We start from the raw sequence: 20,851 nt of genomic DNA, 5'->3' as shown, positions 1-20,851 counted from the left end.
GCGCGGCCACGGCGGCGGGCGTCCGCCCGGAGGCGGCTCAGCCGAGGTCCCCGCCGGCGACCGGCAGGACGCTGCCGGTGACGTAGGAGGCCTCGTCGGAGGCGAGGAACACGATGGGCGCGGCCTGCTCGTCGAGCGTGCCGTAGCGCTTCACGAACGAGGAGTCCACGGTCTGGTCGACGATCACCTGGTACCAGGACCGCTCCTGGGCGCTCTCGGCCTCGGGGCCGCGCTTGACCCTGCGGGGCGGGGCCTCCGTGCCGCCGGGGGCGGTGGCGACCACGCGGATCCCGCGGCCGGCGACCTCCATGGCCAGGGACTGGGTCAGCGCGTTCACCCCGCCCTTCGCCGCGGCGTAGGGCACCCGGTGCATGCCGCGGGTGGCCACCGAGGAGACGTTGACGATCGTGCCCGAGCCCTGCTCGAGCATGGCCGGGAGCACCGCGCGGCAGGACCACAGGGTGGGGAAGAGCGAGCGGCGGATCTCCTTCTCGATCTTCTCCTCGTCGTACTCCTCGTAGGGGCGGGCCCAGATGGTGCCGCCCACGTTGTTGACGAGCACGTCCACCCGGCCGTGGGCCGCGAGCGCGGCCTCGACGGCCTGCTGGGCCCCGGCCCAGGTCTCGAGGTCGGCGGTCACGGACGTGGCGGCACCGCCCGAGCCCGAGGCCTCGGCGGCGCGGACGATGCCCCGGGCGACGTCGTGCACCAGCTCGGCGCGGTCCACGAGGACGACGGCGCCGCCCTCGGCGCCGATCCGCTCGGCCACCTTCTGCCCGATGCCCTGCGCGGCGCCGGTCACGACCGCCACCCTGCCGGCGAAGCGGCCCGGGGTGAGGAACTGTCCCGCGTACGGTGCGCCCATCAGCGGCCGGCCTCCTTGGCATCGATCGCCGTGGACATGGTCTGCTTGGCGTCGCGGGCGTGGGCCATGATGACCTCGCGGGCGCGCTCCTTGTCGTTGCGCTCGAAGGCCTCGACGACGTCCAGGTGGTCCTGGGCGACCCGGGCGAAGATCTCCGTGCCCCGCTCGAAGGTCGCGGCCATCTGCTCGCGCACGTCGAGCCGGCGGTAGGACTCCAGCAGCGTGGGGTTGTCGCAGACCATGAAGAGGTACTCGTGGTACTCCTCGTTGGTCCGCACGTACTCCTCGGGGTCCTGCACGGTGCCCGCGCCCACGGAGCGCGTGGTGGCCTCGGCGAGGCGCCGGAACTGCTCCAGCTGCTCCTCGGTCAGCCGGCCCATCACGAGCTCGGTGACGGCGAGCTCGAGGCCCATGCGGGCGTCGAGGTGGGCGAAGCTGTCCTCCTTGCGGAACTCCAGCCGGCCGGTCTCCAGCGAGGAGAGCGCCTCGGAGCGGGTCATGGTGTCCCCCTCGGCGGCGATCGTCTCGGGGGAGGGCGGCGCGCCGGTCTCGGCGTCGCCGCCGGTGGTCTCCTTCGGCGCGAAGCGCTCGAAGTAGAAGTTGGCGGGCTCGATCCCCTCGCGGTCCAGCCACGCGGAGACGGCGTTGACCATGGGGGGCGGGCCGCACAGGTAGATGTCGACGTCGCCGTCGTTGAGGTGGGCCGGCTCGATGATCTGGGTGACGTAGCCGGTGTGGGGGGCGGAGGTGCCCTCCTCGGAGGCGATGTGGTCCCAGGTGAAGTGCGGCAGCTTCGCCTCGTAGGCGCGGAGCCGGTCGAGGCCCACGATGTCGGCCTCGCGGGTCACGCCGTAGATGAGGTGCACGGGGGTGCTGGGCGGGTTCTCGGCGAGCTTCTCGAGGATCGACAGGAGCGGGGCCAGGCCGGTGCCCCCGGCGAGCAGCAGCAGGGGGCGCTTGGGCTCGCGCAGGAAGAACGAGCCGTAGGGGCCGCTGAACTCGACGGTGTCGCCGACCTGGGCGCGGTCGCGCAGGTACTCGGACATCGCGCCCTGCGGGGTGATGCGGACCATGAAGGCCGCGCCCTCCACCTCGGGGCCGCTGCTGAAGGAGTAGGAGCGCTCGGCGTCGGTGCCGGGCACCTTGATGTTGACGTACTGGCCGGGCAGGAACGCGAGGTCCTCCCGCTTCTCGACGTCGAGGGTGAAGGAGATCGTCGTCTCGGAGTGCTTGTCCAGCTCCTGGAGCGTGGAGGTGTACGTGGCCGCGGAGGTCTTCGCGGACTCGGCGGTCGCCGGGATCTGGATGGCCATGTCGGACTCGGGGACGGCCTGGCAGGTCAGCAGGTAGCCCTTCTCGAGCTCCTCCTCGGTCATGGCGTCGTCGATGAAGTCCCCGGGGTCGAAGGAGCCGGAGTCGCAGAAGGCCTTGCAGGTGCCGCAGGCGCCGTCCCGGCAGTCCGCGGGAATGTTGATGCGCGCCTTGTAGGCGGCGTCGAGGACGGTCTCGTAGTCGCCGACCTTGACGACCTTCGTGACGCCGTCCTCGAAGCTGAGGGCTACCTGGTGGCCCATGATTTCCTCCTGGGTGGGGGGCCGCGTCGTCGCGGCCCGTGGGAAGTGCGGGGGTGCTCGGTGAGCACGGAGTGCGGACGGTCCGTCGTGGCCGGCCCCGGCGCGGGACCGGCCACGGCCGGCGTCAGATCATGTAGACGTCCACGACGTGGTGGATGTAGTCGTTCTTCAGGACGACCTTCTTCTTCAGGATCAGCGGCTCGTCGCCCGAGAGGTCGATCGTGTAGAAGCTGGTGCCGAAGTACGTGTCCGTCGTGTTGTAGCGGAAGTACAGCGTGAACCAGTTGAAGCGGACCTGCACCCGGTCGCCGTCGTGCTCGAGGACCTCCACGTCGGTGATGTTGTGCCCGGTGCGGGGGTCCGGCAGGGACGTGGCGGAGGAGCGGTCCGTCTTGATGCGGAACACGCGGTCCTCGATGCCGCCGCGGTTGTCGTAGTAGATCAGGGAGATCTCGTTCTGGGGGTCCTCGGTCAGCCGGTCGTCGTCGTCCCAGGACGGCATCCAGAACTCGGAGTCCGGGTGGTAGCACTCGAGCCACTCGTCGAACTGCCGGTCGTCCAGCAGGCGTGCTGGACGGGGTACAGGCCCTCGTCCTCGGTGCGCACACCGGAGGCGATGACCTTGGTCATGCCGAGGGCCTGGGCCTGCTCGTCCGGGCCCTGGATCTCGTGCGCGGCGCCGCGGGACATGTCGTTCCACGGGGCGGAGGTGGCCCAGTAGGTCTTGTTGCAGGAGCGGAACTCCTCGAGGTCGTCCGGGGTCGCCATGCCCGTCGCGTTGAAGAAGTCCTCGTACTGGCGGATGCGCTTGGAGCGGTTCTCCTGGGACTCGCCTCTGGGGGCGATGCAGTAGATGGTGACCTCGGTCTGGTCCGCGGAGATCGGCCGGAAGTGGCGGATCTGCGAGGAGAACTGGTCCATGATGTACACGTTCGGGTACAGGCACAGGTTGCGCGAGATGTTGATCATGAAGTTCGCCATCTCCTCGCCGTACTTTTCGACGAGCTCCTCGCGGCGGTCCCACAGCGGGCGGTCCTGCGGGTTGGTCCACTCCTGCCACAGCAGCAGGTGGCCGTGCTCGTAGGAGTAGAACCCGCCCTTGACCTTGCCCCACTTGCCGGCGTCCATGGCCTTGGTCTTGTTGGCGGAGTCGCCGGCGGTGCGGCGGGCCGTGGTCGCGGCGTAGTTCCAGTGCACCGAGGTCACGTGGTAGCCGTCGGCGCCGTTCTCCGCCTGGACCTTCCAGTTGCCGTCGTAGGTGTAGGTCGAGGCGCCGCGCAGCACCTCGAGGCCCTCGGGGGACTGGTCCACGATCGAGTCGATCACCGTGGTGGCGTCGCCCAGGTGCTCCTCGAGGGGCAGCAAGTCCGGGTTGAGGGAGCCGAACAGGAAGCCGCGGTAGGAGTCGAAGCGGGCGACCTTGGTCAGGTCGTGCGAGCCCTCCTTGTTGAAGTTCTCCGGGTAGCCGCCGTTGCGGCCGTCCTTGACCTTGAGCAGCTCGCCGGAGTTCTTGAACGTCCACCCGTGGAAGGGGCAGGTGAAGGTGGTGCGGTTGTCCGTCTTGCGCCGGCAGAGCATCGCACCGCGGTGGGAGCACGCGTTGACGATGCAGTTCAGCTTCTCCTCCTTGTCACGGGTGATGACCACCGGGGTGCGGCCGATGTAGGTGGTGAAGTAGTCGCCCACGTTGGGGATCTGCGACTCGTGGGCCAGGTACACCCAGTTGCCCTCGAAGATGTACTTCATCTCCAGCTCGAAGATCTCCTGGTCGGTGAAGATCTCCCGCTTGGCCCGGATGAGCCCGTTCTCGCGGTCGTCCACCACGGCGTCGGAGAGGACCTCGCGGACGTGGGTCAGGTTCTCGGTCATGACGTGCTCCTTCTGGTCGGGCTGCCTGGTCGGGCTGCCTGCTCGGGATGTCTGGGCGGGACGTCTGCTCGGGACGTGCGGGCCGAAGTCTGCGACCGGCTCCTGCCGGACGGTACGGAGCCAGTCTGGTGCGCCGTGACTCCGCTCACATCAGGCAAACCCCTAGGACTAACTCAGGGGGTGTTTATGCCTTATTGGGTGCAGAAAAGACGCCCAATTGATATTTGTCGCGTCCTGATCGCGCCCCTAGGCTGGTGGAGACGTCGACGTGTCCGGTGTCACAGCCGGAGGGCCCGAGCCGGCGGCCGCGAGCCGCGTCGGGAGCGGCGGGCACGAGGGGCGTCCCTGATCACCGTTTAACGAGGAATGTGGAGCACACCATGACGGAGACCCACGCGGCAACGCGCAAGGAGAACGAGGGCACCGCGGTCGAGGCCGGGTCCAAGGCGACCGAGCGGTTCACCGCCTCGGGCAAGCTGGCGAAGCTGGACGTGCCGAAGGAGCGGGTGTCCCTGCTGGCCGGTGCGGCGATCAAGGCGATCAACGACATCGCGGTCGAGCACCAGGTCACCTACGAGGAGTACAACGCGCTGAAGGCGTGGCTGATCAAGGTCGGCACCGACGGGGAGTGGCCGCTGTTCCTGGACGTTTGGCTGGAGCACACCATCGAGGACGTCAACTCCCAGGAGCGCCCCGGCGCCGTCGGCACCATCGAGGGCCCCTACTACGTGCCGGACTCCCCGGTGCTGCCCACTCCCGCGACCCTGCAGATGCGCGAGGACGAGCCCGGCACCCCGCTGCTGTTCAAGGGCCGGTTCACCGACACCGACGGCAACCCGCTGCAGGGCGCCCAGGTGGAGATCTGGCACGCCGACGCCAACGGCTTCTACTCCCAGTACGCCCCGGAGCTGCCCGAGTGGCTCTTCCGCGGCACGGTGAAGGCCGACGAGAACGGGTACTTCGAGATCAACACCAAGCGCCCGGCCCCGTACCAGATCCCCACCGACGGGGCCTGCGGGCAGCTCATCGGTGCGGCCGGCTGGCACGCCTGGCGCCCGGCGCACATCCACATCAAGGTCTCGGCCCCGGGCCACCAGCTGGTCACCCAGCAGCTGTACTTCCCCGGCGACCCGCACAACGCGGACGACATCGCCTCGGCGGTCAAGCCCGAGCTGATGCTGGACCCGAAGCCGCGCACCGACGGCGGCGCGGGCGAAGAGGTCGTCTACGACTACGTCCTCGCCAAGGAGGGCCAGACCAAGTAGGACGCCGGCCGCGGGCGCACCGCCCGCGGCGCACAGGAGCACCCCCGCAGGCCTCGGCCCGCGGGGGTGCTCCTGTGTCCCGGCCGGGCCGTCCGGCCACGGCGCCGAGCGCGCCCGAAGTCGCCTCCCGGGCCGCCGCGGCCGTCGAGGACACAAAACGCACAGGCGGCTTGCTCATGCAGATCACTGGGTCTAAGGTAAATCTGTCGTCGGCGATGGCCCGGAGGTGATCCCCCCATCTGCCTCCGGATGGTTCCTGCCGGCGACTGGTGTCCCATTCCCCCGATCGGGATGCCTGACAGGCCCTGCCGATCCCCCCATGCGGCAGGGCCTGTCCCCTGCGCGGGGCGGTTCCGGGCCGCGGACGGCCTCGGCCGGTGGGCGGCTCAGGCGCCCGGCGTCAGCACAGCCCCAGCTCCTCGAGCCGGGGGAGCACCTTGCCGGAGACGGAGAGCAGCGCGTCCATCTCCTCCCGGGTCAGGTGGTCGATCAGCGCCGCCCGCACGAGCTCCAGGTGGCCGGGGGCGGAGGCCTCGATGGCACGCCGCCCCTCCGGGGTGATCCGCACGTCGAGGCCGCGGGCGTCGCTGTCGCACGGCAGCCGTTCGAGCAGCCCGCGCCGGGCCATGCGGGAGAGCAGGTGGGAGAGGCGGCTGCGCTCCCAGCCGAGCTCGTGGAGCAGGTCGCGGGAGCGGATCACGCCGGTGCTGCTCTCGGACAGCTGGACGAGGACCTCGTACTCCGAGCCGGACAGCGCGCTGTCCCGGGACAGCTGGCGGTCCACCGCGGTCTGCATGCCGCGGCTCAGGGCCAGGAAGCCGCGCCAGACGCGCTGCTCCTCGTCGGACAGCCAGTTGACCTCATCGGTCTCCGGGTGGCTCATGCGGCGGTCCTCTCGTGGCGCGGGAAAACCCCCACTATAAATTGACGTGTCAACAAATGTCAACCGCCGACAGGGTCCTCCGGTGGGTCCGGGCGGTCGCCGGCGTCGCGGCCGTACCGTGCCGGGCGGCGGTGGATCCACTCCGAGTCGTAGAGGTCGCCGGGCCCGCGCGCGGGCCGCCGGAGCCGCTCGGCGTAGCCGGTGGGGCGCAGCGGAGAGTCGTCGTCGTCGACCGGGGTGAACGAGGCCATGGCGACGAGTCCGAAGCCCAGGCCGGCCGCGACGACCAGCGTCATCCCCGAGACGACCAGGACGCTGACGTACTCGTCGGCCAGGTGCGCACCCGTGGTGCCCGCCAGCAGCGGCTGGACAGCGAACGCCCCGGCGAGGGGCAGGAGGCCCAGCAGCAGCAGGGCGGCGGGGACGAGCCACAGCTTCGAGCGGCTCCGCAGCGGGGGCACCGAGGCGTCCCGGAGGGCCGGGTGCAGCTGGGCCTGGACGACGACGAAGCCCGCGAGCCCGGGCAGCCCGAGCAGCGCTCCGACCGCCCACCCCCACACATGGCCCAGGGCGGCGAGTCCGCCGCCGAGCAGGAGGCCCAGCAGGATGAGGGTGAAGGAGAGCCCGCGCGCCATCCGCCGGGCGGCCCGGGGCGAGGTCGCAGGCCCGCGGGCCGCCCGGGGCGCGGTCCGGGGCGGGACGTGCTGCGGGGGAAGGCGCTGGCCGTACTCGGGCTCGTTGCCGTGGGTGCTCATGGGCGGGCTGTTTCCGTGGTGTGAGGGTGCCGGACGCCTCCACTGTAGACCTCGCCTCCGACGGGAGCTCCCGCTGGCGCCCTCTCTGTGATTGACATATCATCAAAACCGAGGGGCGGGAGGTGCGGCCGTCCCGCCGCCGACCGTCGTCCCGGCCGGTGGCGCCCCGTCCCGCCGCACCGCGAGGAGCCACCATGTCACAGCGCAGCACCCAGCGGTCCGAGCACAGCACCGCCGGCGCCTACGTGCATCCCGGCGAGGAGTTCACCCGGGACACCGCCTACATCGAGGACCGTATCGTCCGCGACCCGGCGCGCGCCGACGTGCCCGAGGGGGCGCGGGCCTGGCCCGTCGAAGCCGGCCGCTACCGGCTCGTCGCCGCGCGGGCCTGCCCCTGGGCCAACCGCACCCTCATCGTGCGACGGCTCCTGGGGCTCGAGGACGCCCTCTCCGTGGGGCTGCCCGGTCCCGTCCACGACGTCCGGTCGTGGACCTTCGACCTCGACGCGGACGGCAGGGACCCGGTGCTGGGCATCGAGCGGCTCCAGGAGGCGTACTTCGCCCGCTACCCCGACTACCCGCGGGGCATCACCGTGCCGGCGGTCGTGGAGATCGCGAGCGGCCAGGTGGTGACCAACGACTTCCCGCAGATCACGGAGGACCTCGCCAAGGAGTGGGGCGCCTTCCACCGCGAGGGCGCCCCCGACCTCTGGCCGGCCGATCTCGAGGACGAGATGCGCGAGGTCATGCAACGGGTCTACACCGAGGTCAACAACGGGGTCTACCGGTGCGGCTTCGCCGGCTCCCAGCGCGCCCACGAGAAGGCCTACGAGCGGCTGTGGGTCGCCATGGACTGGCTCGAGGACCGCCTCTCGACCCGCCGCTACCTCATGGGGGAGCACATCACCGAGGCGGACGTGCGGCTGTTCACCACCCTGGTGCGCTTCGACCCGGTCTATCACTCGCACTTCAAGTGCTCGCGCAACAAGCTCACCGAGATGCCCCACCTGTGGGGCTACGCCCGGGACCTCTTCCAGACGCCGGGCTTCGGCGACACCGTGGACTTCGAGCAGATCAAGCAGCACTACTTCGTGGTCCACGAGGACATCAACCCGAACCAGATCGTGCCCGTGGGCCCGGACCTGGCCAACTGGGTGTCCGCGCACGGCCGGGAGGCCCTCGGCGGCTCGCCCTTCGGGGCGGGGACCGCGCCGGGCCCCGTCCGGCCGGAGGAGCGGGTTGACGGACGTCACACGCCCCTGACCGTCTGAGCGTTCCGCCGGATCGGCGCGCGGCCTAGACTGGACAGCTCCTACGGCCCGGGCCCGTTCACGGGGACGGGTGCCCAGGGGTCTCCCGTCCCCGCTGACCTCATCCCGGAAAGGACCCTCACGTGGCCCCCTACCGCAACCAGCGCGCCGCCGCGCTGCCCGCCCGCCTGTCCCGCTCCTGGCTGCTCACCTCGGCCGCCGACCCGTCCGTCTTCCCCGCGGCCCTCGCCTCCGAGGCGGACTCCGTGGTCTTCGACATCGAGGACGCCATTCCCGCCGAGGGCAAGGACCAGGCCCGGCAGAACGTCGTCGAGGCCTTCGAGGCCGGGGCGAGCGCGTGGGTGCGGATCAACGACATCACCACGCCGTACTGGGAGCAGGACCTCGCCGCGCTCAGCCGGGTCGGCCACCTGCGCGGGATCATGCTGGCCAAGACGGAGCACCCCGACCACATCACCAAGACGGCCATGATGGCCCCGGCCGGCACCCCCGTGGTGGCGCTCATCGAGTCGGCGGTGGGGATCATGAACGCCAACGACATCGCCCGCGCCCCGGGCGTGTTCCGGCTCGCCTTCGGGGTCGGCGACTTCCGCCGGGACACCGGCGTCAGCGCGGACCCCCTGGCGCTCGCGTTCGCGCGCTCGAGCCTCGTGGTGGCCTCCCGGGTGGGGGAGCTGCCCGGTCCCATCGACGGGCCGACCCTGGGCGCCTCCGAGGAGGGCCTCGCCGAGGCGTGCGCCGTGACACAGTCCATGGGCATGACCGGCAAGCTGTGCCTGGACCCGCAGCAGACCGACGGGATCAACCGCCACCTCGCTCCGAGCGAGCAGGAGATCACCTGGGCCCGCGAGCTCATCACGCAGCACGACTCCGGGCACGTGGTGGGCGACGGCAGCTATCTGCCCCGCCTGGCCCGGGCCCGCAAGGTCTCCGAGCTGGCGCAGACCTACGGTCTCTGGAACCGCTGAGCGCTCCGGGCGCCCGGCTCAGCCCAGCCAGCGGGTCATGAGCTCCCGGAACACGGGGTCCGTCAGCGTCGCGGCCCGGTGGTGGGCGGGCACGGGGTCCCCGTCCGGGACGGACGGCACGGCCACGACCACCAGTCCCGCCGCCACGGCCGAGGTCGCGCCCACCACGGAGTCCTCCACGGCCAGGGCCTCACCCGGGGCGAAGCCCAGCCGCCGCACCGCCTCGGTGTAGATGTCCGGGGCCGGCTTGCCGCGCGGCACGTCCTCGGAGGAGACCCAGGTGCTGAGGTGGGGGGCGAAGCCGGCCTCCTCCAGCTTCACGCCGAGGATCGTGCTCGTGGAGTTGCTGGCCACGGCCACGGGCAGCCGCTCGGCGAACGCGCGCACCGTCTCGAGCGCGCCCGGCAGGGGCACGATGTGCCCGGTCAGCGTCTCCTCCTCGGTGCGCAGCACGTCTGCGTGGACCGCGGCGCGGTCGGCCCGGGCGGCCTCGGCGATCGCCGTGGCGACGTCCGCCGCGGACCAGCCCATCATCCGGCGCTCCATGGCCTCGGTGAACTCGAGCCCGTAGCGCTCCGAGACGGCGCGCTGGACCCGGGCCCAGTTCGCCTCCGTGTCCATGAGGATGCCGTCGCAGTCGAAGACCACGCACGCCGGGGCCCACCCGGGGGCGGGCGCCGGCAGCTCGGGGGAGGACGTGGGCGGCGACGGCGTGGGGGCGGGGAAGGACGTCATGCTCCCATGGTGCCCCACCGGGCGCCGTCCGGGGCGGGGGTGTGAGCAGGACAACGCCCGGGAGGACGCCCGGAATAAGCACCCCGGCCGGGGGTGTTGCCGCCACCGAACCCCTTCGTGCCATCCCCGACGGAAGAAGCCCCGCCCTTGCCCGCCACGCCCCGCGTCCCGCTGTCCGCCCTCGACCTCGTGCCCCTCTCGGAGGGCCGCTCCACCGCGGACGCCCTCCGCGAGGCGCTGGACCTCGCCCGCCGGCTCGACACCTCCGGCTACCGGCGCCTGTGGTACGCCGAGCACCACAACACGGAGGCGTTCGCGTCCTCCGCCACGGCGGTGCTCGTCGGGCAGGCGCTCGCCGCCACGGAGCGCCTCAGCGTGGGCTCCGGCGGGATCATGCTGCCCAACCACGTGCCGCTGACCGTGGCCGAGGCCTTCGGCACGCTCGCCAACCTCTACCCCGGCCGCGTGGAGCTGGGCCTGGGCCGGGCGCCCGGCACCGACATGCGCACCGCCCTGGAGCTGCGGCGGGGCCACGCCGGCCACGACACCTTCGAGGCCGACGTACGCCGTCTGGTGCGGCTGTTCGGCGGGCAGGAGCAGGAGGTCGTCCGGGCGCCCGTGGCCCGGCACACTGACGTTCCCCTGTGGATCCTCGGCTCGTCGACGGGCGGCGCTGAGGTCGCCGCCCGGCTCGGCCTGCCCTACGCGTTCGCCTCCCACTTCGCCCCGGCCAGGATCATGGACGCCATCGCCCTGTACCGGCAGCGCTTCGACGCGCAGGCCCCGACCGCCACGGTCGAGCGCCCGCACGTGATGGTCGCGGCGAACATCCTCGCCGCCGACACCGACGAGGAGGCGCGGCGCCAGTTCAGCACCCACCAGCTGCTGGTGCGCGGGATCGCCCGCAACGACCGCCGGCCGCTCCAGCCGCCCGTCGAGCGCGTGGAGCTCACCGCGGCGGAGGCGGGCATGGTGCAGGAGCACCTCGCCGTATCGGCGGTCGGCACGCCCGAGCGGGTGGTCGCCGATCTCGAGCAGATCGTCGAGCTCACCCGGGCCGACGAGCTGATGCTCAACAGCTACGCCCACGACCCCGAGGTGCGCGCCCGGTCCTACGAGCTCGTCGCCCACGCCTGGTGAGCGCACCGTCCCGGCGCCGGCCGTCCCGCCGGCCGCACGCCCCCGGACCCCACGACCACCGCCCGGCGACCCCCGCCGGGCGTCATCCGCACCACGACAGGAGCACCCCATGACCACCGTCCCCGCCCTCGAGGCCGTCTCCGCCGACTCGGGCTTCCGCCGCACCACGATCGAGCGTCGCCCGGTCGGCCCGGGTGATGTCGAGATCGACATCCACTTCGCCGGCATCTGCCACTCCGACATCCACGTCGCGCGCGACGAGTGGGGCGGCACGTACTACCCCGTCACCCCGGGGCACGAGATCGTCGGCCGCGTCCGCGCGGTCGGGGAGTCCGTGACCGGCTTCGCCCCCGGCGACACGGTGGGCGTCGGCTGCTTCGTCGACTCCTGCGGCCGCTGCGAGTACTGCACCGGCGGCCAGGAGCAGTTCTGCACGGAGGGCGTGACCGCCACCTACAACACGCCCCAGGCCGACGGCACCCCCACCCGGGGCGGCTACAGCGGCGGGATCGTGGTCGACGAGCGGTTCGTCCTGCGCGTCCCCGAGGCGCTCGACCCCGCCCGGGCCGCCCCGCTGCTGTGCGCCGGGATCACCACGTACGCCCCGTTCAAGCGCTGGGGCGCCGGACCGGGCCGGCGGGTGGCCGTCCTGGGCATGGGCGGGCTCGGCCACGTCGCCGTGAAGATCGCCGCCGCCATGGGCGCCGAGGTCACCGTCCTGAGCCAGAGCCTGTCCAAGCAGGAGGACGGCCTGGCCTTCGGCGCGACCGACTACTGGGCCACGAAGGACCCCGAGACCTTCGAGCGCAACAAGGGCCGCTTCGACCTGATCCTCAACACCGTCTCCGCGGACCTGCCGGTCGAGCAGTACCTGTCCCTGCTGCGGGTCGACGGCGTGCTGTGCTCCGTGGGGCTGCCCACCGAGCCGTACAGCGTCCGCCCGGGCGCCCTGATCGGCCCCCAGCGCGTGCTCACCGGGTCGATGGTCGGCGGGATCCCGCAGACGCAGGAGATGCTGGACTTCTGCGCCGAGCACGGCGTGGAGGCCGAGATCGAGCTGATCGGCGCCGACGACGTCGACGCCGCCTACGACCGGGTGGTCGCCTCGGACGTGCGGTACCGCTTCGTCGTCGACGTCGCCCGCACCCTGGCGTAGCCGCCCGGATCATCAGCAGCCTGCGGCTCCGGCCGCGCCGGTGGTTAGAGTGGGGTCCATGGCCCACACCACCACCACCGACGGCGCGCTGCGCCGGCTCGCCGAGGCCTACCGGGTCTCCACGACCTACTCCGGGTTCGACGGACAGGAGCGGGAGGTCCCGGAGCCGACGCTGCGCGCCGTGCTCGACGCGCTGGGCGCGGACGCCGGGGACGACGCCGCGATCGAGGCGTGCCTCGCCCAGCGGGAGCTGGCGCCCTGGCGGCGGGTCCTGCCGCCCGTGGTCGTCGCCGTCGCGGGGGAGCGCACCCGCTTCGCCGTGCACGTCCCGCACGGCTCCACCGTCCGCGTGACCCTCGTGGCGGAGGGCGGCGCCCGGACCACCGCCCCCCAGGTCGACAACTGGCGCTCCCCGCGGGACGTGGACGGCGTCCTCACCGGCCAGGCCACCTTCGAGGTGCCCGAGGGCCTCGCCGTGGGCTGGTACGAGGTCCGCGCCGAGTGCCCCGAGGTCGACGGCGGACGCGCGGTCACGACGCCGCTGGCCGTGACCCCGCGGCGCCTCGCCAGCACCGACCGGCTGCACGGCCGGCACCGCTGGGGCTACATGGCGCAGATCTACTCGGTGACCTCCGGGCGCTCGTGGGGCGTGGGCGACGCCTCGGACCTCGCGAGCCTCGCCGCGATCTCGGGCGAGCAGGGGGCGGACTACCTGCTGGTCAACCCGCTGCACGCCGCCGAGCCCGCACCGCCGGTGGAGCCCTCGCCGTACCTGCCGACCAGCCGCCGCTTCTTCAACCCCCTCTACCTGCGCATCGCCGAGGTCCCCGAGTACGCCTACCTGCGCCCGGGCGACCTCGAGGTGGTCAACACGCTGGCCGCCATCCAGCGCAAGGACAACCTCGACACCAGCACCATCGACCGGGACAAGGCGTACGCGGCCAAGCTGAAGAGCCTCGAGCTGCTGTTCACCGTCCGCCGCTCCCCGCACCGCCAGCAGCAGCTGCGCCGCTTCGTGGCCGAGGGCGGGCAGGGCCTGCAGGACTTCGGCCTGTGGTGCGCGCTGCGGGAGGAGCTCGGCGAGGACGCCCCCGAGTGGGACGACGCCGCGGCGCGCCCCGACGCCCCGTACGCGGTGGAGGCGCGGACCCGGCTGTCCGACCGGATCGACTTCCACGTGTGGATGCAGTGGCTGCTGGACGAGCAGCTCGAGGCCGCCCAGCGCGCGGCGCACCTGGCCGGGATGGACATCGGCGTGATCCACGACCTCGCCGTGGGCGTGCACAAGCAGGGCGCCGACGCGTGGACGCTCCAGGACGTGCTGGCCCTGGGCGTCAGCGTGGGCGCGCCCGCGGACATGTACAACCAGAAGGGCCAGAACTGGTCCCAGCCCCCGTGGCACCCGGAGCGCCTGGCCGAGGCCGGCTACCTGCCCTGGCGGGACATGCTGCGCACGATCTTCCGGCACGCCGGCGGCATCCGGGTGGACCACGTCCTGGGCCTGTTCCGGCTGTGGTGGATCCCGGACGGCCAGGAGGCCTCGGAGGGCGCCTACGTCTACTACGACCACGAGGCGATGGTCGGCATCCTCGCGCTCGAGGCGGAGCTCGCCGGGGCGGTGGTGGTCGGGGAGGACCTGGGCACCCTCGAGCCGTGGGTGCGGGAGTACCTCGCGGAGCGCGGCGTGCTGGGCACCTCGATCCTGTGGTTCGAGGTGGACGGCGACGAGCCGCTCCCCCCGGCGCAGTACCGGGAGCTGAGCATGGCCTCGGTCAGCACCCACGACTTCCCGCCCACGGCGGGCTTCCTGGAGGGCGTGCAGGTGGACGTGCGCCAGGAGCTGGGCCTGCTGGCCCGGCCCGTGGAGGAGGAGCGGGCCGAGGCCCGCCGGCAGCTCGACACGTTCTTCGCGGCCGTCGCCGCGGACGGGCTGCTCCCCGACGGGGACGCCACGGACGAGCAGGGCCTGGTCGAGGCGCTGCACCGCTACCTCGCCCAGTCCCCGGCGCTGCTGTTCAACGTCTCCCTCGTGGACGCCGTCGGCGAGCGCCGGATGCAGAACCAGCCGGGCACGGGGGACGAGTACCCGAACTGGCGCGTGCCCCTGGCCGACTCCGCGGGCAACCCGGTGCTGATCGAGCAGCTGCCGGACAACGCGCGGGCGAACTCCCTGGTGCGCGCCGTCAACGAGGCGCTCGGCAACCGCTCCCGCCTCCGGTCCGTGGGGGAGCCGGGGCAGCCCGAGCACACCGACCGCACGGCGCCCTGACCGCGCCCCCGCGGCCCCGCCCGCAGCACCCCCCTGCCCCGAACGGAGGAAACACCGCATGACGGAGCCGACGACGCCCCGCCCGGCCACCGTGCCGCTCGCACCGCCCATCCGCTACGTGGCCCTCGGCGACTCCATGACCGAGGGCGTGGGCGACCCCGACCCCGCCCGCCCCAACGGGGTGCGCGGCTGGGCCGACCTCGTGGCCGAGCAGCTGACCGCGGCCCACCCGGACACCCGCTACGCGAACCTCGCGGTCCGGGGGCGGCTGCTCCGCGGGATCGTCGAGGAGCAGCTCGAGGCGTGCCTGGCCCTGGAGCCGACCCTGGTGAGCCTCTACGCCGGGGGCAACGACCTGCTGCGCCCCCGCGCGGACGTGGACGCCCTCATGGGGGTCTACGAGCAGGCGGTCGCCCGGCTGCGGGGCTCCGGCGCCCAGGTGGTGCTGTTCACGGCCTTCGACCCCGGCCGAAACGCCCCCACGTCCTGGACCCGCCCCCGGCAGGCGCTCTACAACGAGCACGTCCGGGAGATCGCCGACCGGCACGGGTGCCTGGTCCTCGACTACTGGCGGATGCGCACCCTGCAGGACTGGCGCTACTGGGCGGTGGACCGGCTGCACATGTCGACCGCGGGGCACACCCGCGTGGCCGCCCGGGTGCTCGAGCTGCTGGGCGTGGAGCACGCCCTGGAGCTGCCGCCCACCGACCGGCTGCCGGTCACGGCGAGCCCGGGGGTGCTGAAGGAGGACCTCCTCTGGGCCCGCGAGTACCTGCTGCCCTGGGTCGGGCGGCGGTTGCGCGGGACCTCCTCCGGGGACGCGGTCGCCGCCCGCCACCCCGGGTACACGACGCTGCTCCCGCGCCCGGTGCTCCCCGCCGGTCCCGCGGCCCCCGCGGAGCCGTCGGCCCCCGCCCGGTGCGGCTGAGCAGGGAGTCCCCCGGTTTGCGGGGGTCCGGGGAGCCGGTAGACTGACCCGAAGCTGGTCACACCTGACGTCAGGTTGCGGGGAAGTCCGTCCGGGCCTAGACTTCAAGGCTGTCGTGTGGTGGAGTCCACCTTCCGGCACCTTGATCTTCACCGTCTTCATCGTGGCGAGGCCTTCGCCGGTTCCGGCCGCGGGCCTTACGAGAGGGCCCGGTTGGCGAACGGTGGCAATTCTGAAGGTGGCGGGACGCTCGTTGCCGCAGCTGAGTGATCAACTGCGGCACCCACTGCGTGCCGTCATTTCGTCAACATTGGAGGAGAACACTATGGCAGCGCACTGCCAGGTGACCGGAGCTCAGCCGGGCTTTGGGCACAGCATTTCGCACTCGCACCGCCGTACCAAGCGCCGGTTCGACCCGAACATCCAGAAGAAGCGGTACTGGGTGCCGTCGCTGCGCCGCAGCGTGACGCTCAACGTCAGCGCCAAGGGCATCAAGGTCATCGACGCCCGTGGCATCGATTCCGTCGTGACCGACATTCTCGCACGTGGGGAGAAGATCTAGCATGGCCAAGGACAAGGACGTTCGTCCCATCATCAAGCTGAAGTCCACCGCCGGCACCGGTTTCACCTACGTGACCCGCAAGAACCGCCGCAACGACCCGGACCGCATGGTGCTCAAGAAGTACGACCCGGTCGTCCGCAAGCACGTCGATTTCCGCGAGGAGCGCTGAATCCATGGCCAAGAAGTCCAAGATCGCCAAGAACGAGCAGCGCAAGGTCGTCGTCGAGCGCTACGCCGCGAAGCGTGCCGAGCTCAAGAAGACCCTCGTCGACGAGAACGCCACCGACGAGGCCCGCGAGGAGGCCCGCCTGGGCCTGCAGAAGCTGCCCCGGGACGCCTCCCCGGTCCGGCTGCGCAACCGGGACCAGATCGACGGCCGCCCCCGCGGCACCCTCCAGAAGTTCGGCATCTCCCGCGTCCGGTTCCGCGACATGGCTCACCGCGGCGAACTGCCCGGCATCACCAAGTCCAGCTGGTAATTTCTGACGCAGGAGCGCGATCGGTCCCCCGTGCCGCGCTTCCCCACGACCCCAAGTCCAGGAGGACATGAACATGGCTAAGAACCGCAGTGAACTCGTCGCAGAGGTCGCCGAGAAGGCCGGCACCACCAACGCCGCCGTGAACGGCGTCCTGGACGCGATGTTCCAGGTCTTCGAGGAGTCCGTCTCCGCCGGTGAGAAGATCACCATCCCGGGCTGGCTGGCCGTCGAGCGCACCGACCGTGCCGCCCGCACCGGTCGCAACCCGCAGACCGGCGAGACCATCGAGATCCCGGCCGGCCACGGCGTCAAGCTGACCGCTGGTTCCAAGCTCAAGGCGGCCGTGTCCAAGAAGTAAGGACACCCGCGGGTCCGTTCCGGACCCCGTCCCATGGCTTCGTCCGAAGGGGCGGCCCCCGCACCGGGGGCCGCCCCTTCGGCGTGCCCGGGCCCCGCGCCGCGGACACGACCGGCAGCGCGGCCCCCGGCACCGCAATTGGTCCGGCGCCGGGTGCGGCGCGCATAATGGGACCACCGGGCCGAGCGGCCGGCGATCCAGACGGGAGGTGCGGCGTGAGCCCACGTGCACGGCGCCTCGCCCGCGGCTGGGCCGGAGCGGCCATCGCCACCTCCGCCGCCGCTCTCTCCCACGCGGCCGCCGGCGGGCAGGCCCCGCCCGTCGTGCTCGTGCTCCTCTCGCTGGCCCTGTCCGGGCCGCTGTGCATGGCCCTGGCCGGCCGGGTGCTCTCGCGGTCGTCCCTGCTGCTGGGCGTGCTGCTCAGCCAGTCCGTGCTGCACGCCCTGTTCGCGGCCTCCGGCGGTGCCGGCACGGTCGCCCACGCCGCCCACCCCTCCCTGGACCACGCCGCGCAGCACGGCGCCACGGGGGGTGCGCCCGGCCCCGCCCTGGTGCTGGAGGTCCAGTCCCACGCCGAGCACGGCGGAACCGCCATGCTCGTCGCCCACGCGCTCGCCGCACTGGCCTCCTACGTGCTCATGCGCCACGGCGAGGTCGCGGCCGTGGTCCTCCTGGAGGCGCTGCGGCTGCGCGTGCGCCGCCGGCGGCAGGTCCTGCCGGCCCCCGTGGTCGTCGGCCGCCCGCGCGCCGTGCGGGCCGGGCGCCCGCACGTGCTGACCGACCAGACGCTCCTGCGTCCCGTGCGCTCCCACCGCGGGCCGCCGCGCGCCCGCCGTCGACCCCTGCTGCCGGTCCTCCTCCCGGGACCCGCCACGCTGCCCGCCGGCTGAGCCGGACGGCCGCGGGGCGCCGCCCGGGCCACCGACCTCGGCAGGACGTCCGACGGCCCGTGCCCGCCGCCGGCCCTCCCGGCCCGGCGGCCCCGCCCACCGCCGCCCGGCCCTCCGAGGAGACCCCATGCCCACGTCCACCACCCGCCGCACCGCCGCCCTGCTGGCAGCGGGAGCCCTCACCCTCCTGCCCCTGCTGCCCGCGGCCGCGCACGACGAGCTGACCGCCGTCACGCCGGAGCCCGACTCCGTCCTGACCACCGCGCCGGAGGAGCTCGAGCTCACCTTCTCCGGCGAGATCATGGACATCGGCCACCAGATCCTGGTCACCGACTCCGAGGGACGCTCCGTGACGGAGGGCCCGCTCGAGCCGGTGGGGAACACGGTCGTCCAGCCCCTGGCCGCGGCCGGCGCGGAGGACGAGACCTACCGCGTGGTCTGGCGCGTGGTCTCCGGCGACGGGCACCCCATCGAGGGGACGTTCAGCTACGACGTCGGCTCCGGCGGCGAGCCCTCGGCGGACCCGAGCGCCGCGGTCGAGGACGCCGCCGCGAGCGCCCAGGACGCCGCGGACCGCGCCTCGTCCGGGGACGTCCCGCTCTGGCTCGTCGCGGTCGCGGGCGGGGCCGTGGCCCTCGCCGTGCTCGGCGTGGTGAGCCTCGTCTCGAGCCGGCGCCGCAAGGGCTGAGCTCCCGGGGTCCGCCCCGCTTCCGCACCGTCCGCACCTCCCGGCCGCAGCCCGCCGGGCGCCGCCGCGCCCCCGGGGGCTGCCGCCGCGCCCCCGGGGGCTGCCGCCGTGCACCCTCCCGCGCGTGCCCGCCCCGCGCACCCTCGTCATCGACTCCCAGGAGCACCCATGCCCACCTCCCTGCCCACCTCACTGCCCGCCGCGCTGCTGCGCACCGGCACCGTCCTCGCCCTCGGCGCCCTCGCGCTCACGGGCTGCGCGTCCTCCGCCCAGGAGCCGGCACCGTCCGCCGCGTCCACCTCCGCCTCCGGCGTTCCCTCCCCGCACGACGCCGGGGGCGCCGCCGCGCACGAACCGCTCACCGTGGAGCAGCCCTGGGCGAAGGCGGGCCCCGCCGGGGGGATGACCGGGGTGTTCGGCACCCTCGTCAACGAGGGCGACGCCCCGGTCGTGCTCACCGGCGCGTCCGCCGAGGGCGTCGCCGGGGCGGTCGAGCTGCACGAGACCGTGCTCGACCCCGAGACCGGCAGCACGGTCATGCAGCGGATGCAGGACCCGGTCGGCATCGCGCCGGGGGAGTCCTACGCCCTCGAGCCCGGGGCGGACCACCTCATGCTCCTGGACCTGCGCTGCGGGCTCCGTGCCGGGGACGACCTCGAGCTCGTCCTGCGCTTCGAGGACGGGACCCAGCAGACGGTCACGGCGGCCGTCCGCGACTACGCGGGCGCCCAGGAGGAGTACGCCCCGGGCCACGGCGAGGACGAGGACGCAGGCGAGGACGCCGGCGAGGACGACCACGCGGACGACGGCGAGGGGCACGCCGGGGGCCACGCGAGCGGGACGGGGTCGCCCTCCGGGGCCACGCCGGCGGCGGACCTGCCGGGCTGCCGTGGGTGAGGCCCGCGGCCTGGACCGGCGGCGCCTGCTCGTGGCGGGCGGCGCCGCCGGCGTCGGCGCCGCCTCCGCCCTGGGCCTGGAGTCGGCCCGCCGCGCCGGGGCCCCCGCCGCGGCCCCGCAGGACACCGCCCGGATGGCACCGCAGGGGCACGGGCAGGCCGTCGAGCCCTTCCACGGCCCCCGGCAGGCCGGGGTGGCGACCGCGCCGCAGGCGTTCGCCGCCTTCGTGGCGCTGGACCTGAACCGGGACACCACCCGGGACGCGGTGCGGCGCCTGCTGCGGGTGCTCTCCGAGGACGCCGCCGCCCTGACCCAGGGGCGGGCGCCGGTCGCCGACCAGGAGCCGTGGCTCGCCGAGCACCCCGCGCGGCTCACGGTCACCCTCGGCTTCGGGCGGCGGCTGCTCGGACTGGTCGCCCCGGACCGGGTGCCGGCCTGGCTGCGGCCCCTGCCCCCGTTCTCGATCGACCGGCTCGAGGAGCGGTGGAGCGACGGCGACCTGCTGCTGCAGATCTGCGCCGACGACCGCCTCGCGGTCTCGCACGCCCAGCGGGTGCTGCTCAAGGCCGCCCGCTCCTTCGCCGCCGTGCGCTGGGTGCAGGACGGCTTCCGGCACACCGTGGGCTCCGTCCCGGACGGGCAGAGCATGCGCAACCTCTTCGGTCAGGTGGACGGCACCGTCAACCCCCGGGGCGGCAGCGAGGAGTACGAGCGGGTGGTCCACGGTCGGGACGGCTTCGCGCCGTGGGTCCCGGACGGCACGGCCCTGGTCGTCCGCCGGATCGCCATGAACCTGGACACCTGGGACGAGGCGGACACGCCGGCGCGGGAGGACGCCGTCGGGCGGCGCCTGCGCGACGGGGCCCCGCTGACGGGCGGCGCCGAGCACGACGAGCCGGACCTCGCCGCGCGGGGGCCGCTGGGCTTCCCCGTCATCGCGGACTACGCCCACGTGCGCCGCTCCCGCTCGGAGGACCCCCTCGAGCGGATCCACCGGCGGGTCTACAACTACGACCTGCCCGTGGCGGGTGCCTCGGGCACCCGGGGCCGGGGCGCGACCACCGGAGGGGTCAGCGACGCGGGGATGGTCTTCGCGGCGTACTGCGCGGACGTCGACCGCCAGTTCGTCCCGATCCAGCGCCGGCTCGACGAGCTCGACATGCTCAACGCCTGGACCACCCCGGTCGGGTCCGCGGTCTTCGCCGTGCCCCCGGGCTGCGCGGAGGGAGGGTTCGTGGGGGACGTGCTCTTCGAGGACTGAGGACCGCCCGTGTGGGATCCGGCACACGCGCACGGGCC

General features: G+C 73.2%; 22 protein-coding genes. 15 read left to right on the top strand and 7 right to left on the bottom strand.

The window, feature by feature from the left end:
* Positions 1-37: 37 nt before the first annotated feature.
* The 4 genes from RF640_RS07895 to benA form a co-directional block, all read right to left on the bottom strand.
* The gene (locus RF640_RS07895; protein ID WP_368827381.1) at positions 38-865 is read right to left on the bottom strand and encodes a 1,6-dihydroxycyclohexa-2,4-diene-1-carboxylate dehydrogenase; all 828 of its coding nucleotides are present in this window, start codon (positions 863-865) and stop codon (positions 38-40) included.
* Entirely contained in the window at positions 865-2,439 is a 1,575-nt protein-coding gene (gene benC / locus RF640_RS07890; protein ID WP_035928208.1) for a benzoate 1,2-dioxygenase electron transfer component BenC, read from the bottom strand. Before benC ends, RF640_RS07895 begins: the two co-directional genes overlap by 1 nt.
* Positions 2,440-2,563: 124 nt before the next feature.
* Complete coding sequence (gene benB, locus RF640_RS07885; RefSeq protein WP_368827505.1) at positions 2,564-3,004, bottom strand: benzoate 1,2-dioxygenase small subunit; 441 nt, start codon at positions 3,002-3,004, stop codon at positions 2,564-2,566.
* Entirely contained in the window at positions 2,911-4,308 is a 1,398-nt protein-coding gene (benA, locus tag RF640_RS07880; protein WP_368827379.1) for a benzoate 1,2-dioxygenase large subunit, read from the bottom strand. Before benA ends, benB begins: the two co-directional genes overlap by 94 nt.
* A 380-nt stretch (positions 4,309-4,688) precedes the next feature.
* Here benA and catA point away from each other — a divergent pair, with 380 nt between their 5' ends.
* Positions 4,689-5,573, top strand: a complete 885-nt coding sequence (gene catA / locus RF640_RS07875) for a catechol 1,2-dioxygenase (RefSeq protein WP_035928370.1) — start codon at positions 4,689-4,691, stop codon at positions 5,571-5,573.
* 400 nt (positions 5,574-5,973) lie between these two features.
* Here the strand turns inward: catA and RF640_RS07870 are convergent, their stop codons facing one another.
* Both RF640_RS07870 and RF640_RS07865 read right to left on the bottom strand, forming a co-directional pair.
* Positions 5,974-6,456 carry a MarR family winged helix-turn-helix transcriptional regulator gene (locus RF640_RS07870; protein ID WP_017832652.1) on the bottom strand — a complete coding sequence of 161 codons (483 nt, stop codon included), beginning with the start codon at positions 6,454-6,456 and terminating at the stop codon, positions 5,974-5,976.
* A 59-nt stretch (positions 6,457-6,515) separates the two neighbouring features.
* Positions 6,516-7,211, bottom strand: a complete 696-nt coding sequence (locus RF640_RS07865) for a hypothetical protein (protein ID WP_017832651.1) — start codon at positions 7,209-7,211, stop codon at positions 6,516-6,518.
* 194 nt (positions 7,212-7,405) lie between these two features.
* On the opposite strand from RF640_RS07865, the gene RF640_RS07860 reads away from it, so the two are divergent.
* The gene (locus RF640_RS07860) at positions 7,406-8,482 is read left to right on the top strand and encodes a glutathione S-transferase family protein (RefSeq protein ID WP_017832650.1); all 1,077 of its coding nucleotides are present in this window, start codon (positions 7,406-7,408) and stop codon (positions 8,480-8,482) included.
* Positions 8,483-8,604: 122 nt separating this feature from the next.
* Positions 8,605-9,450 (top strand): CoA ester lyase, encoded by an 846-nt coding sequence (locus RF640_RS07855; RefSeq protein ID WP_017832649.1) that lies wholly within the window; start codon positions 8,605-8,607, stop codon positions 9,448-9,450.
* Between the two features lie 18 nt (positions 9,451-9,468).
* Here the strand turns inward: RF640_RS07855 and RF640_RS07850 are convergent, their stop codons facing one another.
* Entirely contained in the window at positions 9,469-10,185 is a 717-nt protein-coding gene (locus RF640_RS07850) for an HAD family phosphatase (protein ID WP_017832648.1), read from the bottom strand.
* Positions 10,186-10,332: 147 nt separating this feature from the next.
* Here RF640_RS07850 and RF640_RS07845 point away from each other — a divergent pair, with 147 nt between their 5' ends.
* From RF640_RS07845 to RF640_RS07790, 12 genes are all read left to right on the top strand, one after another.
* Positions 10,333-11,325: an LLM class flavin-dependent oxidoreductase gene (locus tag RF640_RS07845; RefSeq protein ID WP_017832647.1), complete on the top strand. Its 993-nt coding sequence runs from the start codon at positions 10,333-10,335 to the stop codon at positions 11,323-11,325.
* 109 nt (positions 11,326-11,434) lie between these two features.
* Positions 11,435-12,481: an NAD(P)-dependent alcohol dehydrogenase gene (locus RF640_RS07840; protein WP_368827375.1), complete on the top strand. Its 1,047-nt coding sequence runs from the start codon at positions 11,435-11,437 to the stop codon at positions 12,479-12,481.
* A 58-nt stretch (positions 12,482-12,539) separates the two neighbouring features.
* Positions 12,540-14,750, top strand: coding sequence for a 4-alpha-glucanotransferase (gene malQ, locus RF640_RS07835; RefSeq protein WP_109221692.1), 2,211 nt, complete (start codon positions 12,540-12,542; stop codon positions 14,748-14,750).
* A gap of 58 nt (positions 14,751-14,808) precedes the next feature.
* Positions 14,809-15,678, top strand: a complete 870-nt coding sequence (locus RF640_RS07830) for an SGNH/GDSL hydrolase family protein (RefSeq protein WP_176337397.1) — start codon at positions 14,809-14,811, stop codon at positions 15,676-15,678.
* Between the two features lie 325 nt (positions 15,679-16,003).
* Positions 16,004-16,240 carry a 50S ribosomal protein L28 gene (gene rpmB / locus RF640_RS07825; protein ID WP_017832643.1) on the top strand — a complete coding sequence of 79 codons (237 nt, stop codon included), beginning with the start codon at positions 16,004-16,006 and terminating at the stop codon, positions 16,238-16,240.
* A 1-nt stretch (position 16,241) separates the two neighbouring features.
* Complete coding sequence (rpmG, locus tag RF640_RS07820; RefSeq protein WP_017832642.1) at positions 16,242-16,409, top strand: 50S ribosomal protein L33; 168 nt, start codon at positions 16,242-16,244, stop codon at positions 16,407-16,409.
* A 4-nt stretch (positions 16,410-16,413) separates the two neighbouring features.
* Positions 16,414-16,719 (top strand): 30S ribosomal protein S14, encoded by a 306-nt coding sequence (rpsN, locus tag RF640_RS07815; RefSeq protein WP_017832641.1) that lies wholly within the window; start codon positions 16,414-16,416, stop codon positions 16,717-16,719.
* Positions 16,720-16,792: 73 nt separating this feature from the next.
* Positions 16,793-17,077: an HU family DNA-binding protein gene (locus tag RF640_RS07810; RefSeq protein WP_031282576.1), complete on the top strand. Its 285-nt coding sequence runs from the start codon at positions 16,793-16,795 to the stop codon at positions 17,075-17,077.
* A 215-nt stretch (positions 17,078-17,292) separates the two neighbouring features.
* Complete coding sequence (locus RF640_RS07805) at positions 17,293-17,967, top strand: hypothetical protein (protein WP_176337398.1); 675 nt, start codon at positions 17,293-17,295, stop codon at positions 17,965-17,967.
* A 127-nt stretch (positions 17,968-18,094) separates the two neighbouring features.
* Positions 18,095-18,655: a copper resistance CopC family protein gene (locus RF640_RS07800; RefSeq protein ID WP_095650358.1), complete on the top strand. Its 561-nt coding sequence runs from the start codon at positions 18,095-18,097 to the stop codon at positions 18,653-18,655.
* Between the two features lie 168 nt (positions 18,656-18,823).
* Positions 18,824-19,552: a copper chaperone PCu(A)C gene (locus RF640_RS07795; RefSeq protein WP_109221690.1), complete on the top strand. Its 729-nt coding sequence runs from the start codon at positions 18,824-18,826 to the stop codon at positions 19,550-19,552.
* Positions 19,545-20,813, top strand: coding sequence for a Dyp-type peroxidase (locus tag RF640_RS07790; RefSeq protein WP_109221689.1), 1,269 nt, complete (start codon positions 19,545-19,547; stop codon positions 20,811-20,813). The genes RF640_RS07795 and RF640_RS07790 overlap by 8 nt, the downstream gene beginning before the upstream one ends.
* The last annotated feature ends 38 nt before the right edge of the window (positions 20,814-20,851 follow it).

The organism is Kocuria sp. CPCC 205231 (assembly GCF_040980965.1).
Taxonomy (GTDB): Bacteria; Actinomycetota; Actinomycetes; order Actinomycetales; family Micrococcaceae; genus Kocuria; species Kocuria rosea.
The sequence above is the reverse complement of the archived record's forward strand: the minus strand, read 5'-3'. Positions and strand labels throughout refer to the sequence as shown.

Bases quoted from the DNA above. Each gene is read 5' to 3' on its own strand.
- RF640_RS07895 (WP_368827381.1), bottom strand. From the start codon at position 865: ATGGGCGCACCGTACGCGGGACAGTTCCTCACCCCGGGCCGCTTCGCC.
- benC (WP_035928208.1), bottom strand. From the start codon at position 2,439: ATGGGCCACCAGGTAGCCCTCAGCTTCGAGGACGGCGTCACGAAGGTC.
- benA (WP_368827379.1), bottom strand. From the start codon at position 4,308: ATGACCGAGAACCTGACCCACGTCCGCGAGGTCCTCTCCGACGCCGTG.
- catA (WP_035928370.1), top strand. From the start codon at position 4,689: ATGACGGAGACCCACGCGGCAACGCGCAAGGAGAACGAGGGCACCGCG.
- RF640_RS07870 (WP_017832652.1), bottom strand. From the start codon at position 6,456: ATGAGCCACCCGGAGACCGATGAGGTCAACTGGCTGTCCGACGAGGAG.
- RF640_RS07865 (WP_017832651.1), bottom strand. From the start codon at position 7,211: ATGAGCACCCACGGCAACGAGCCCGAGTACGGCCAGCGCCTTCCCCCG.
- RF640_RS07860 (WP_017832650.1), top strand. From the start codon at position 7,406: ATGTCACAGCGCAGCACCCAGCGGTCCGAGCACAGCACCGCCGGCGCC.
- RF640_RS07850 (WP_017832648.1), bottom strand. From the start codon at position 10,185: ATGACGTCCTTCCCCGCCCCCACGCCGTCGCCGCCCACGTCCTCCCCC.
- RF640_RS07840 (WP_368827375.1), top strand. From the start codon at position 11,435: ATGACCACCGTCCCCGCCCTCGAGGCCGTCTCCGCCGACTCGGGCTTC.
- malQ (WP_109221692.1), top strand. From the start codon at position 12,540: ATGGCCCACACCACCACCACCGACGGCGCGCTGCGCCGGCTCGCCGAG.
- RF640_RS07830 (WP_176337397.1), top strand. From the start codon at position 14,809: ATGACGGAGCCGACGACGCCCCGCCCGGCCACCGTGCCGCTCGCACCG.
- rpmB (WP_017832643.1), top strand. From the start codon at position 16,004: ATGGCAGCGCACTGCCAGGTGACCGGAGCTCAGCCGGGCTTTGGGCAC.
- rpmG (WP_017832642.1), top strand. From the start codon at position 16,242: ATGGCCAAGGACAAGGACGTTCGTCCCATCATCAAGCTGAAGTCCACC.
- rpsN (WP_017832641.1), top strand. From the start codon at position 16,414: ATGGCCAAGAAGTCCAAGATCGCCAAGAACGAGCAGCGCAAGGTCGTC.
- RF640_RS07810 (WP_031282576.1), top strand. From the start codon at position 16,793: ATGGCTAAGAACCGCAGTGAACTCGTCGCAGAGGTCGCCGAGAAGGCC.
- RF640_RS07800 (WP_095650358.1), top strand. From the start codon at position 18,095: ATGCCCACGTCCACCACCCGCCGCACCGCCGCCCTGCTGGCAGCGGGA.
- RF640_RS07795 (WP_109221690.1), top strand. From the start codon at position 18,824: ATGCCCACCTCCCTGCCCACCTCACTGCCCGCCGCGCTGCTGCGCACC.